Source organism: Oceanobacillus profundus, from assembly GCF_003515705.1.
Classification (GTDB): domain Bacteria; phylum Bacillota; class Bacilli; order Bacillales; family Amphibacillaceae; genus Oceanobacillus; species Oceanobacillus profundus.
Map to the genome: position 1 here is coordinate 458,428 of NZ_QWEH01000001.1, position 13,478 is coordinate 471,905.

Annotated in this window: 14 protein-coding genes; 13 read left to right on the top strand and 1 reads right to left on the bottom strand. The window is 39.0% G+C overall.

From position 1 onward, the window contains the following. Positions 1–46 precede the first annotated feature (46 nt). The 3 genes from rho (at position 47) to D1B32_RS02115 (ending at position 2,897) form a co-directional block, all read left to right on the top strand. On the top strand, positions 47–1,327 hold the full coding sequence (gene rho, locus D1B32_RS02105; RefSeq protein WP_095307816.1) for a transcription termination factor Rho: 1,281 nt from the start codon (positions 47–49) through the stop codon (positions 1,325–1,327). Between the two features lie 220 nt (positions 1,328–1,547). Next, positions 1,548–1,793 (top strand): type B 50S ribosomal protein L31, encoded by a 246-nt coding sequence (locus tag D1B32_RS02110; RefSeq protein WP_095307817.1) that lies wholly within the window; start codon positions 1,548–1,550, stop codon positions 1,791–1,793. Positions 1,794–2,276: 483 nt separating this feature from the next. After that, positions 2,277–2,897, top strand: a complete 621-nt coding sequence (locus D1B32_RS02115; protein ID WP_095307818.1) for a thymidine kinase — start codon at positions 2,277–2,279, stop codon at positions 2,895–2,897. A 186-nt stretch (positions 2,898–3,083) separates the two neighbouring features. Here the strand turns inward: D1B32_RS02115 and D1B32_RS02120 are convergent, their stop codons facing one another. Next, a complete protein-coding gene (locus D1B32_RS02120; protein WP_118888500.1) occupies positions 3,084–3,833 on the bottom strand; it encodes a FixH family protein in 750 nt (249 codons plus the stop codon). A 249-nt stretch (positions 3,834–4,082) separates the two neighbouring features. Here D1B32_RS02120 and prfA point away from each other — a divergent pair, with 249 nt between their 5' ends. The 10 genes from prfA (at position 4,083) to D1B32_RS02170 (ending at position 13,447) form a co-directional block, all read left to right on the top strand. Continuing rightward, positions 4,083–5,153 (top strand): peptide chain release factor 1, encoded by a 1,071-nt coding sequence (gene prfA, locus D1B32_RS02125; protein WP_095307820.1) that lies wholly within the window; start codon positions 4,083–4,085, stop codon positions 5,151–5,153. A gap of 1 nt (position 5,154) precedes the next feature. Next, positions 5,155–6,018, top strand: a complete 864-nt coding sequence (prmC, locus tag D1B32_RS02130) for a peptide chain release factor N(5)-glutamine methyltransferase (protein WP_118888501.1) — start codon at positions 5,155–5,157, stop codon at positions 6,016–6,018. A gap of 86 nt (positions 6,019–6,104) precedes the next feature. Continuing rightward, positions 6,105–6,710 (top strand): stage II sporulation protein R, encoded by a 606-nt coding sequence (gene spoIIR / locus D1B32_RS02135; protein WP_095307822.1) that lies wholly within the window; start codon positions 6,105–6,107, stop codon positions 6,708–6,710. 69 nt (positions 6,711–6,779) lie between these two features. Beyond that, the gene (locus D1B32_RS02140) at positions 6,780–7,190 is read left to right on the top strand and encodes a GNAT family N-acetyltransferase (protein WP_240033714.1); all 411 of its coding nucleotides are present in this window, start codon (positions 6,780–6,782) and stop codon (positions 7,188–7,190) included. A gap of 183 nt (positions 7,191–7,373) precedes the next feature. Further along, positions 7,374–8,399: an L-threonylcarbamoyladenylate synthase gene (locus D1B32_RS02145; RefSeq protein WP_095307824.1), complete on the top strand. Its 1,026-nt coding sequence runs from the start codon at positions 7,374–7,376 to the stop codon at positions 8,397–8,399. Positions 8,400–8,537: 138 nt separating this feature from the next. Continuing rightward, positions 8,538–9,086 (top strand): manganese efflux pump MntP, encoded by a 549-nt coding sequence (locus D1B32_RS02150; protein ID WP_095307825.1) that lies wholly within the window; start codon positions 8,538–8,540, stop codon positions 9,084–9,086. A gap of 275 nt (positions 9,087–9,361) precedes the next feature. Further along, positions 9,362–9,964: a low molecular weight protein arginine phosphatase gene (locus tag D1B32_RS02155; RefSeq protein WP_095307826.1), complete on the top strand. Its 603-nt coding sequence runs from the start codon at positions 9,362–9,364 to the stop codon at positions 9,962–9,964. An 18-nt stretch (positions 9,965–9,982) separates the two neighbouring features. Then, the gene (locus D1B32_RS02160) at positions 9,983–11,275 is read left to right on the top strand and encodes a methyl-accepting chemotaxis protein (RefSeq protein WP_095307827.1); all 1,293 of its coding nucleotides are present in this window, start codon (positions 9,983–9,985) and stop codon (positions 11,273–11,275) included. Positions 11,276–11,401: 126 nt separating this feature from the next. Next, on the top strand, positions 11,402–11,971 hold the full coding sequence (locus tag D1B32_RS02165; RefSeq protein ID WP_118888503.1) for a TIGR01440 family protein: 570 nt from the start codon (positions 11,402–11,404) through the stop codon (positions 11,969–11,971). A gap of 231 nt (positions 11,972–12,202) precedes the next feature. Next, the gene (locus D1B32_RS02170) at positions 12,203–13,447 is read left to right on the top strand and encodes a serine hydroxymethyltransferase (protein WP_095307829.1); all 1,245 of its coding nucleotides are present in this window, start codon (positions 12,203–12,205) and stop codon (positions 13,445–13,447) included. Positions 13,448–13,478: the final 31 nt, after the last annotated feature.

Here is a 13,478-nt window from a genome sequence, read left to right on the forward strand (position 1 = left end):
TAAATCTCTCTAAGAGAAGATGTATAGGAATAGGCATGGTGATTGAATGGAAGCATTAACAATTTCTAATTTAGAAACGATGACATTAAAAGAAATTTATGCTTTAGCAAAAGAATTTAAAGTATCTTATTATGCGAAATTAACCAAAAAAGAACTTATTTTTGCTATTTTGAAAGCACAGGCAGAAAAAGATGGATTTCTGTTTATGGATGGTGTTTTGGAGATTATTCCTTCAGAAGGATTTGGGTTTTTACGACCGATCAATTATTCCCCGAGTGCAGAAGATATTTATATATCCGCATCACAAATTCGCCGTTTTGATCTGAGAAATGGTGATAAAGTTTCTGGTAAGGTACGTCCTCCGAAGGAAAATGAACGTTATTATGGCTTATTGCATGTAGATGCAGTTAATGGTGAAGATCCAGATTCATCGAAGGAGCGAGTGCATTTTCCAGCATTGACAGCACTTTATCCGAATCGTGTAATCAAGCTGGAAACGATAACGAACAAACTATCAACGAGAATTATGGATCTCATGACTCCAGTAGGTTTTGGACAGCGTGGATTAATTGTTGCACCGCCAAAAGCTGGGAAAACGATGCTGATCAAAGAAATCGCAAATAGTATTTCGAAGAATCATCCAGAAGCAAAACTTATTATTTTATTGGTGGATGAGCGACCAGAAGAGGTTACCGATATCGAACGCTCTGTAGATCCAGATGTAGATGTTGTTAGCTCCACATTTGATGAAGTTCCAGAAAGTCATATTAAAGTATCTGAACTAGTATTAGAACGTGCAATGCGACTTGTTGAGCATAAGCGTGATGTTATCGTTTTGATGGATAGTATTACGAGACTGGCGCGAGCATATAACCTTGTTATCCCACCTAGTGGACGTACACTCTCAGGTGGTATAGATCCGGCTGCTTTCCATCGTCCGAAACGGTTCTTTGGTGCCGCACGTAACATTGAAGAGGGCGGTAGCTTCACCATTTTAGCAACAGCTTTAGTTGATACAGGTTCTCGTATGGATGATGTTATTTATGAAGAGTTTAAAGGGACAGGTAATATGGAACTGCATCTTGATCGACAATTAGCAGAACGCAGAATTTTCCCTGCAATTGATATTTTACGTTCTGGTACGCGTAAAGAAGAGTTGCTTGTTAACAAAGGGCATCTTGATAAAATGTGGGCAATCCGCAAAACAATGCAAGATTCACATGACTTCCTTGAACGCTTCCTAAAACGCTTAAAAGCATCAAAGAGCAACGAAGAATTTCTGCAATTAATGGATGAGGAAATGAAAAGAAAAGGCATGACGAAATAAATACGTTATCCGTTTAGTATGTATTCAGGAAGAAAGTTTGAAGGGCTAAGGGAGAAATTCGATGTGTCATTTTACAGGATTTTTTGAATAACCTCTATTGCAATCATTCCTTCATACTGTTATAATCTTTCTATGTGAGTTTAGAAAAGGCATTATGCCTATGACGGCTCTTACAATAACTCTGTTTCCTCAGGTCTCAGGGCAAAAAGGAGTGGAAGACATGAAAAAGGATATTCATCCAGAATACAAAAAAGTAGTCTTTCTTGATACAAGTTCAGATTACAAATTCTTGAGTGGTTCAACAAAAGAATCTAACGAGACAATCGAGTGGGAAGATGGTAACACATACCCATTAATCAAAGTTGAGATCAGCTCAGATTCACATCCATTCTACACAGGTAAGCAAAAAGCTGATAAAGTAGGCGGACGTGTAGATCGATTCAAGAAGAAATATAATATGAAGTAAAAAGCTGAAAGAGCTTGTTCAGCGACGAAAAGCATAGGTCAGAAACTTTAGAGCTCCTGAATTTTGGTGCTCGGAGTGTTTATGGGTTATGTCTCGAGTCGCTAGCGCTTGAAGCTGGATTGAAATAAAAGTCGTAGCATGCTTAATGCGACTTTAAGTTAGACGTAAAAGGGCTGAAGTAATTTGTTTTAGCTTTTAAAAGGACAGGCAAAATGTCTCTATTTTGCCTGTTTTTTTACTTTGCAGAAGGGAACGCATCGAACGGTCCTTTATGTATAAGTGCAACGAAGGCATCTGTCCAATGGCTTGCGCTTCAAAGTATAAGGTCTTCAAAAAAAGCAAAGAGCGCTTTCGTAAGCATCCCTTTAACAAATGCCAAACTTTCTAATATTATCCGAAAAAAGGGTTAGTCTTATCGAATATAGTGGTAAACTATACACTGTACATAAAGATTAGCCAACGTTATGAGAGGAGTTCTCCTGCATGTATGTAATGAAGCAAAGTGGTTGGGTTGAAGTCATATGTGGCAGTATGTTCTCTGGTAAATCAGAGGAATTAATCCGTCGTGTTCGCAGAGCGACATATGCCAATCTAACCGTCCGTGTATTCAAACCAGCAATAGACAATCGCTACGATGATACAGCTGTCGTTTCCCATAACGGCTCTTCAACCATTGCTCGTCCGATCCATAATTCTGTAGAGATTCTAGAACATATTGATGACCATGTTGACATTGTTGGGATTGATGAAGTACAATTTTTCGATTCAAATGTTATAGAAATAGTCGAAGAGCTTGCAAATCGTGGAATTCGGGTGATTACTGCGGGTCTGGATACAGATTTCCGTGGTGAACCATTCGGTCCAGTTCCCAAGCTCATGGCATTAAGTGAATCTGTAACAAAGCTAAACGCCATTTGTCCTGTGTGTGGCTCACCAGCAAGCCGTACTCAACGTTTGATTGACGGCAGTCCTGCATCCTACGATGATCCAATTATTCTTGTTGGTGCATCTGAATCGTATGAGCCAAGATGCCGCCATCACCATGAGGTTCCAAAGAAGCCCAAAAGAAATTTTAATCGGAACCTAGAAAATGCAATAAAGTAAAACGAGAGCGCCCAAATGGGTGCTTTTTGTTTGGGCAGATAGATTAAAACTTTTCTAACTGCATAAGTGCATCTAAGTCATTCACCTAAAGGCTTGTTGCTCCAGAGTGCAAGGGCTGCTGTTACCCATAAGGAACATAAAAAGAGCTGATCGTATTACGGTCAGCTCTCAATCATAAATCTTTTGTTATTTAACTACTTCAAAAGTAAAGTCTTGATGCTCATGCAAATTCTCATCATCTTTGACATGAATGTTAATTGTATATGCTCCGGCTTCATCAAACGTATGTGCACCTGTGTATTCCCCTGCCTTCGTTTCAGATGCGTCAATCCACTTTCTTTCGTCTTCATTTTCCGTGTTCCATATTTCATAGCGAACAGTAGCATTCTCGAAGGGTACTTCATTCATTTGTAAATGGACAACAAAATCCACTTCCTCGGCAAGCTTAACTTCATTTAGCTCCATTAAATGGATGACAAAACCTTCTGCATGATGATTGTGATCATGTTCAGAAACATTGTTTGATTCTGCTTGTCCATCACCTACAGTAATGGACTTCTTCGGCATCGTGTGCAAATCTCGTGCTGTTGTATGGGCATAGATTTCATAAACACCATCTTCTTCAAATGTTACTTTTGCTGTATATGTACCGTCCTCATGATTGGTTGACTCCAACATTGTACTGTCGTCTTCATTTCCTGTTAACCAATGTTCAAATACGACTTCATCAGCGTCGGTAACCATTTCATTACCATATGTAACAGTAGCTTTTAATTCAACTGTTTCTCCAACTTCTGCCTGCTCTGGCAATTCAAATTCAACATCTAATGATAGTAGTTCTCCGTCACCTTCATCCACTTGATTATTTGATCCACAAGCTATTAATGTAAAAATACAAACAAGCCAAAAGCCTACTTTTAAATACTTTGGAATCATTAATTATCCAGCCCCATTTTTATTAGTTTTATAAAAATTCAACTTCTAACAACAATCTACCAAGGTTTAACTGCAGCGTCAACAAACAAAACTGTGAACAAATTAAGAATACACGACACCATTCCCGCAAATAAGACACCACCCAATGCCCGAGTACCTCTATCACGTCCGAAAACCACCCGCCACTAATTGACCATGTTCCATGGTTATAATATAATTAGACTGTTAATCAGAAAGAGGTGTACGTGAATGTTAGATCGTTTACAAACATTAGAAGATCGTTATAATAAATTGAATGAGATGCTAAGTGATCCGGATATTATTAGTGATACAAATAAGTTGCGTGAGTATTCCAAGGAACAATCAGGTCTAGAAGATGTTGTTCAAGCTTATCGTGAATATAAAGATGTGACGTCCCAACTCCAAGATGCCAAGGTAATGCTTGATGATAAATTGGATGAAGAAATGTATGAAATGGTAAAAATGGAAATTGATGAGCTAAGTGAATCAAAAGCAGATTTAGAGGGTAAAATGAAAATCCTCCTCCTGCCAAAAGATCCAAACGATGATAAAAACGTATTTATGGAAATTCGAGGTGCAGCAGGCGGGGATGAAGCTGCGTTATTTGCTGGAGATTTATATCGGATGTATTCTCGTTATGCAGAGAGCCAAGGCTGGAAAATTGAAGTAATGGAAGCGAGCTCTACTGGTGTCGGTGGTTATAAAGAAATAATCTTTATGATAAATGGGAACGATGTTTATTCCAAGCTGAAATATGAAAATGGAGCACATCGGGTGCAGCGTGTACCAGAGACGGAATCTGGAGGTCGAATTCATACATCTACCGCGACTGTTGCTGTACTTCCAGAGGCTGAAGAAGTAGAGGTTGAGATTCATGAAAAAGATATTCGTGTTGATACATTTGCATCCAGTGGACCTGGTGGACAAAGTGTAAACACAACAATGTCTGCTGTTCGATTGACGCATGAGCCGACAGGTATTGTTGTTTCCATTCAAGATGAAAAATCGCAAATTAAGAATAAAGAAAAAGCGATGAAAGTGCTTCGCGCCCGTGTTTATGATAAGTTCCAACAAGAAGCACAAGCAGAATATGATGAAAACAGAAAATCCGCAGTTGGAACGGGAGATCGTTCTGAGCGTATTCGTACGTACAATTTCCCGCAAAACCGTGTAACAGACCACCGTATCGGTTTGACGATCCAAAAACTTGATCAAATCATGCAAGGAAAGTTAGACGAATTCATCGATGCACTTGTAATGGAAGAACAAACTAAAAAACTAGAACAAATTGGTGAATAAGATGACACACGAACAAAAACAATTCGAAGTCCTGCGCTGGGCTTCTCTTTTTTTAGAAAAACATCACCGTGAATCTAGAGTTGCAGAGATACTTTTACAATATTATTTAGGAGTAGATCGGCAGCAATTTTACATGCTGATGCGAGATCCTGTTCCAATTGAAATTGTGGATAAATTCAAAGCAGCTGTTGAAAAACATGCAAAAACTGGTATCCCTGTCCAGCATTTAATAGGCCATGAAATATTCTATGGCAGAGAATTTATCGTGAATGAACATGTACTAATTCCAAGACCAGAGACAGAAGAGCTCGTTCAGCATATTATTCAATCTACTGACACATCGGGGGGAGACCCACTGACGATTATTGATATTGGTACAGGAAGTGGCATTATCGCAATTACACTAGCATTAGAAATACCGAATTCGATTGTGTACGCTACAGATATTTCAAAAAACGCGTTAGAAGTTGCTGAACAAAATGCCAAGCAGCTAGGAGCAGATGTTCATTTTCTGCAAGGGGATTTTTTACAGCCTGCAATTGAAAAAGACATCCAGGTAGACATCTTAGTGTCCAATCCACCGTATATTGCAAAATCAGAAGCTCCTGAGCTATCGGATACAGTGAAAAATTTTGACCCGGAACTAGCGCTGTTTGCTGATGCCGATGGACTAGCCGCTTATCAAACAATAATTGCTCAGGCACCACAGGCTACAAAAAGACCAGCACAATTAGCGTTTGAAATTGGGCATGAACAAAGTGAAGCAGTTTATGCACTTATTCAAGAAACCTTTTCAGAAAGCACCATTAATACAATTCAGGATATTAATGGCAAGAATCGGATTGTCTCAGCAAAGATAAAATAAATATAAGAATTTGCTAGAATACTAGTTTAAAATCATTTTGACCTGTCCATACTGGCAATTAAGGAGTTGGAGAGGAGAATTACGAAATGAAAAAGCTAGTATTTTTTGTACTTATATGTTTTGTATTATATTTTTCGTTGCCATTAAATGGAGTAAGCAAGGAACTAAAGAATGAAGAAGATTATCAAGTAATTCCAGATGAAGCAATTCGTTTGCGAATACTTGCAAATAGTGATAATGAGCAAGACCAAGCGCTAAAACTTGAAGTCCGCGACCGTGTTAATGAAGTGGTCACAGAATGGGTACAGCACATTACGGATATCGATGAAGCGCGTGCATTAATTGAATCTCGTATTCCAGAATTGGAACAAATAGTCAAAAGCACAATTGATGAACAAGGAACAGAGAATGATTACAGTGTCGAATATGGAAAAAATATAACATTTCCAGCGAAGCTTTACGGTTCCTTTTTATATCCAGCTGGTGAATACGAAGCAATTTTAATAACGTTAGGAGAAGGAAACGGCTCAAACTGGTGGTGTGTATTATTCCCGCCTCTCTGCTTTCTCGACTTTTCAGGAGGCACAACGGTAGCGGAGGCAGCAGACGCAGATACCGTAGTAGAGGAAGAGGTTGAAGAAGAAGAAACGGAAATTAAATTTTTCTTATTTGAATGGTTTGGCTGGTCATAGTCTCTCTAGTAAATGCATAGAATGGAAGAAAAGATAAATCATAATTCTATTAAAAATTTATTTGTAGAGGTGAGACTATTGAAACTCATTCTTGCGAGAAACGTGTCCTATGAACAATTGGAAGCATTTTTTAACAAGAATCCAGATGTGAATAAAAATAGGGTATTTGAAAATGGTTATGTGGTTGAATTGAATAATGCAATTGAAGGATGTTTTATTCTAGACCAAGTAGAAGAAGGCATTTACTGGCTGAAGCAGCTGTATATTACGCAATCAGAAGCTGGAAAGCTCCCGTTTTTATTGGAGGCCATCTTAGTACTTGCAAAGGATCGTAATGCAAAAAGTGTTTATGTTCATAGCCATCAGCCTGTAGTAGACTTGCTGTTAGAGGCCCTGCAGTTTTATCCACAAACTCAAAGTCTATCAGAGGAAAAATATCCTGTAAAAGGTGGAAGTTGGTGGGCATATAATGTTTCTTAATGATTATACACATTATCCACAGTCTCTTGTGAATAATGTGTTGGGAAATTGTTTATAAGTATGTGTATTTGTGGGTAACATTCATTTGGATGTGCATAAGTGTCACTTCCAAATTTACGTTATCCACATTTTGCGTTATGTGCCTCAATCCTCTAGAATAGAATTAAGAAATGAGGTAGCAAAATGATAGAAACAAAACGCTGGAATATACAAAATGATGAAAGCTATAATAAGCAGTCTATTGCTGAAGCTGCTACACTAATAAAAGAAGGTAATACCGTTGCGTTTCCTACAGAAACAGTTTATGGATTAGGGGCTGATGCAACCAATGAAGCAGCTGTTGCGGAAATTTTCAAGGCGAAAGGACGTCCGCAAGATAATCCATTAATTGCACATGTCGCAACTGTGGAACAATTGAGACGACTTGTGGATAACTTACCGACTTACGCTGAAAAACTAATCGATGCATTTACTCCTGGTCCACTTACATTTGTTCTTCCGAGTAATGGAGCATGTGCGGAAAATGTTACTGCGGGGTTATCCACAGTCGGAGTTCGGATACCTGATCACCCAGTAGCACAGCAGCTTTTACAGTTAGCTGACATACCAGTGGCAGCACCAAGTGCCAATCTCTCTGGTAAGCCAAGTCCGACAAACGCTGAACATGTGTGGGAAGATCTTCAAGGGAAAATTGCTGGGTTAATAGATGGTGGACCAACCGGTGTGGGTTTGGAATCGACAGTAATTGATTGCACACAGGATATTCCCATTATTTTACGTCCTGGCGGAGTGACGAAACAGCAGCTTGAAGCGGTTGTGGGGACTGTTATGATCGATCCTGGTCTTGCAAATGAAAAGGAAAAGCCGAAATCGCCAGGGATGAAATACAAGCATTATTCACCAGAGGTACCTTTATTGCTTGTAGCTGGTACGGCAGCACGAATGCAAGCAACGATTGATGAGCAGCAAATAAAAGGGAATCGGGTTGGAGTATTAGCTAGTGAGCAAATAGCAAGGCAACTGCACCGCGTAGAAATTCGCAACCTGGGAGCAAATTTACATGAGATTGCATCTAACTTGTATGATGGTCTGCGAGCTTTTAAACAAGGGGATGCAGATGTTATTATTTGTGAGGCATTTTCCGAAGAAGGAATCGGCCAAGCGGTTATGAATCGCCTGAAGAAAGCAGCTAGTGAAATCATACGTTAGATGTAGTCTAAAGCTCGTTGGTGACCATAGTTCTAACCTAATAAACCTTCATATAGAACAGGAATTTTAGTGAAAGACATTCATATCTTCTGTTGGACATGCATATAGTTAACAAGCATGTCCAAGGGGGATTTGTGAATGTTTTTTTCTGGTGAAATCGCATCATTACTCGTTGTTTCCATTGCGCTTGGTATGGATGCATTTTCGATTAGCCTGGGGATAGGTCTCGTAAAATTACGTTTAAAACGAATCGCTCTTGTTAGCATGACCATCGGTGTTTTCCATATCATCATGCCGTTTTTCGGAATAATGCTTGGAAAAGTGATTTCAGAACAAATTGGAAATTTAACAACTCTAGCAAGTGGTGCTTTATTGTTTGGTATAGGTGCGCAAATGTTTTTCTCCGCATTTAGCCATGAGGTGCAGAAGAGAATGCGTCCAATTGGGCTAAGTCTGCTTTTAATCGCATTTACGGTTAGTTTAGATAGCTTTACTGTAGGACTGGGTCTTGGGTTATCAGGTGTTCATGTAATTCTAACTTTAATCCTATTTGGCATTAGTAGTGCTTTTCTTGCGTGTCTCGGAATGCTGCTTGGCAGAAAAGTACAGAGCTATCTTGGTGTATACAGCGAACTACTTGGTGGCAGTATCTTATGTTGTTTTGGATTATATATGTTATTTAGCTAATAGAAGATTCCGGCTGGGTGCTGGAGTCTTTTTTTGACAAACAATCTTACTTGGATAAGTACAACTAAGCCATTCACTCAGGAAGCTTGTGCTCTAAAGTTAATAGTTAAGGGCTCTTAAGTAGGGTAAGAACGCTTTGGTAAGAATCCTTTTAACGAATACCCAGTATTCTAATGAAGAGCTTTAATTCGAAAGGAAAAGTAAATTATTTTATCTAACAAGTTAATTGGAAATATGGTATATTTGTCGTAGAGTTCCAAGATGGAGGGCGTTTCATGAATATATTATTTGTCTGTACTGGAAATACGTGCAGAAGTCCAATGGCGGAAGCTTTATTAAAGGAAAAAATGCCCGAAGCAAGCACGCAATCCGCTGGGGTTTTTGCGAGCAACAATCTACATGCCAATGGGTTTGCGATTCAATCCTTGCAAGAACGTGGAATCCAGTGCGAACACAAATCACAACCAGTGACGAAAGAATTACTTGCTTGGGCGGACGTTGTGTTAACAATGACTACCGGGCACAAACAATCATTGATTATTGACTTTCCCGATTATCAGAATAATTTTTATACGCTAAAAGAATATGTATCAGAAGCCGATAAACAAGTATGGCAGGAATTGCAAAAGGCGTATGCAGATCTAGAAGTAAAACGTGCCCTATTTATCCAACAAAATAAGGGTGAAATGGACAGAATAGAGCTTCAGCAACAACTTCAGGAGTATCTAAGGCATGAATTGGCAATGATTCGGGGGCTTGAAGCGAATTTGATCACGTATGATATTTCTGACCCATTTGGTGGAAGCTTGGAAATTTATCGGGAGACGTTGAAAGAACTAGAAAAATATATTGACCTGCTGATTAAAAAAATACAGTAGTAGTCGGAGGAGAACGGCATGGAGAAAAGCTATAAGTTTAGTTTGCGTTTGAAACTCGTAATCTTTACGACCATATTGGCCATTATAACATATACATTTAGTGCGCTATTCATTTATGTATTATATGATTATGTACAAGCCTATTGGTCTATTACAATCGAGTGGTATACGATTATTATTTTGCTGCTTGGAGTTATTTGGTCTGGTATTCTGGCATTCTTTGCAGCGCGAGTAATTACAAAGCCGATGGAAAGTTTAGAGAAGGTTGCGTCCGAAGCGGCGAAAGGAAACTTAAATCAAGAAGTACATATTCCGAAGTCACATGATGAAATTCGTGATCTTTCCATAGCTGTCGATACTATGCTAAATAACCTAAACGCAATGGTACATAACATTGATAAGCATTTTGAAAGTACGAATGAGACTGTTATTCAGATGAAAGAAGCATCTCATTCAGCGGCACAGCATTCCGCTGCTATAGGTACTTCGGTCTATGAAATTTCCAAAGGTGCGGAAAATTCCTCAGAAGCAATCCAGAATACGGCAGAGGCTGTAGAAGTTGCTACTGAGCTAGCCAAAAAAGTGCAGGAAAAAGCAGAGCAATCGAAAGTTAAATCAAGTGCAATGCTTGAGACACTCAATGAAAGTAAAATTGTCGTGAACCAGCTCGTAAAAGGTATTCAAAAATTAGCACAAGATCAAGAACTTTCTTTAAAAGACGTTGATCACTTAAAGCAAAATGCGATACAAGTTGAATCGATTATCACAATGGTTGGTGAAATCGCAGAACAAACGAATCTGTTAGCATTGAATGCATCCATTGAAGCAGCACGTGCCGGGGAGCATGGAAGGGGATTTGCTGTTGTTGCCGAGGAAATCCGCAAGTTAGCTGATCAAAGTGCTCAAGCAGTACAGCGCATTTCTAGTTTGATAGAAGCGATTCAAGAAGATGTGAATTTAGTTGTAAGAAAAATAAACGATAATGTTATGTACGCAAAAAAAGAAGCAGAAAATGGAGAAGGCACGAACAGAACAATTGAGCAAATGTCTGGTTCGGTAAATGATGTGGCATCGGAAATTGATATGATTACAAGTCTTGTCGATAAGCAATTAGAATCGATTCAGGATACGGTAAGGCAGTCACAAGAGGTTGCTGCGATCGCTGAGGAAACATCTGCAGGAACAGAGGAAGTGAATGCCGCTATTCAGGAGCAAGTTTCCACGATGGAACAAGTAGACCAGCTAGCTCAAAAGATGGAAGAGCAAGCTCAAAGTTTAAACAAGCAAATTAACCAATTTAAGGTTTTCTAACATCTATTCGCTTAACAATGGTCATACGGTACTATTCTTTGTACAATTAGAATTAGGTGTACATTTTTAGGACGTAAACTTGGGTCCTTTGATGCTTGACATAAATCAATGGAAGGTGAAGAATAAATGGCATATGAAAATATACAGCAAGATATGACCTCAATTGTTATGCAATGGATGAAAACGGGTTATTTGCGACGTGATGAATTATTTGTAGTTGGATGCTCTACAAGTGAAGTTGCCGGTAAGCATATTGGAACATCTGGAAGCGAACAGATTGCAGCAGTTATTTTTAAAGCGTTACAAGTATTACAGCAACAAACTGGCATTCATCTTGTATTTCAATGCTGTGAGCATTTGAATCGAGCACTTGTAGTTGAAAGAGAAGCTGCCACTGCCTATCAGTTGGAAGAAGTTTCCGTTATCCCAATTCCTGCAGCTGGTGGATCGATGGCTTCATATGCATATAAGCATATGGAAGATCCAGTTGTGGTTGAAACAGTACACGCGCATGCGGGAATAGATATTGGAGAAACGATGATTGGGATGCATTTAAAGCATGTAGCTGTTCCACTTCGATTTAACGAGAAATTCATTGGGAATGCGCGTATTACTGCCGCAAGAACTCGTCCAAAACTAATTGGTGGTCACCGAGCAAATTATGAGAATATAAGATTGAATGATAGCTGCAAATAAGTTATTAATGGGAGAATCTATCTCCTTATAATATAGTTTAAAAGGAGGATAAAAAGGACCAAGAAGTTCAAGCCAACGAGCTTCCACAGAATGTGGTGACTTCGACGTTCGACACAGGACGTGTCGGTAGTTAGTTGAAGGTCCCCTGCTCTCAACGTGTCATTTTTACCGGACTTTTTGAACAACTTTTATATAGCTTTAAAATATTCTTATACATAGGAGGCTTTACTTATGGAACATGTTAAACAAGCAGATGTAGAAATATATGAAGCAATTCAAGCGGAGAAAAAGCGTCAGCAGGATAAGATCGAACTGATCGCATCTGAAAACTTCGTGTCTGAAGCTGTAATGGAAGCAATGGGCTCTGTGTTAACGAATAAATATGCGGAAGGGTATCCAAATAAACGATATTATGGTGGTTGTGAGTATGTTGACGTTGCAGAAGATTTAGCTCGTGACCGTGCAAAAGAGCTTTTCGGTGCGGATCATGTTAATGTTCAGCCTCATTCTGGTGCACAGGCGAATATGGGTGTGTATTTCTCTATTTTAGAGCCTGGTGATACAGTACTTGGAATGAATTTGAATCATGGTGGACATTTGACACATGGAAGTCCTGTAAACTTCAGTGGAAAGCTTTACAATTTCGTTGACTATGGTGTCGATAAAGAAACCGAAAAAATAGATTATGATGCTGTTTTAGCAAAAGCAAAAGAAGTAAAGCCGAAGTTAATTGTAGCTGGTGCAAGTGCATATTCACGTCATATTGATTTTGCGAAATTCCGTGAAATCGCTGACGAGGTAGATGCTTATCTAATGGTGGATATGGCACATATTGCGGGCCTTGTAGCTGCTGGACTTCATCAAAATCCTGTTCCATATGCTGACTTTGTTACGACTACAACACATAAAACATTACGTGGACCGCGTGGTGGAATGATTTTATGTAAAGAAGAATATGCGAAGCAAATCGATAAATCTATCTTCCCGGGTATCCAAGGTGGACCATTGATGCATATTATCGCAGCAAAAGCGGTATCCTTTAAGGAAGCATTATCCGATGAATTTAAAGAATATGCGAATAACATTATTAACAATGCAAAAGTTCTTGGTGAAGCATTGACTGAAGAAGGAATTCGCATCGTTTCAGGCGGAACAGATAATCATTTGCTCTTATTGGATGTAACACCACTTAACCTGACTGGGAAAGTTGCTGAAAAGGCTCTAGATGATATTGGCATTACAACAAATAAAAATACAATTCCATTTGATACGGAGAGTCCATTTGTAACAAGTGGAGTCCGTATTGGTACCGCTGCTGTCACATCGAGAGGTTTTGGTGAAGAAGAGATGAAAGAAATTGCTGCCATTATTTCATTGACATTAAAAAATTATGAAGATGAAGCAGTATTAGAAGAGGCTGCAAAACGAGTGGCTGCTTTAACAGAGAAATTTCCATTATATACACAATATGCATAAGTAGTAGACGAGGATATTCCGGTTTTCGGAG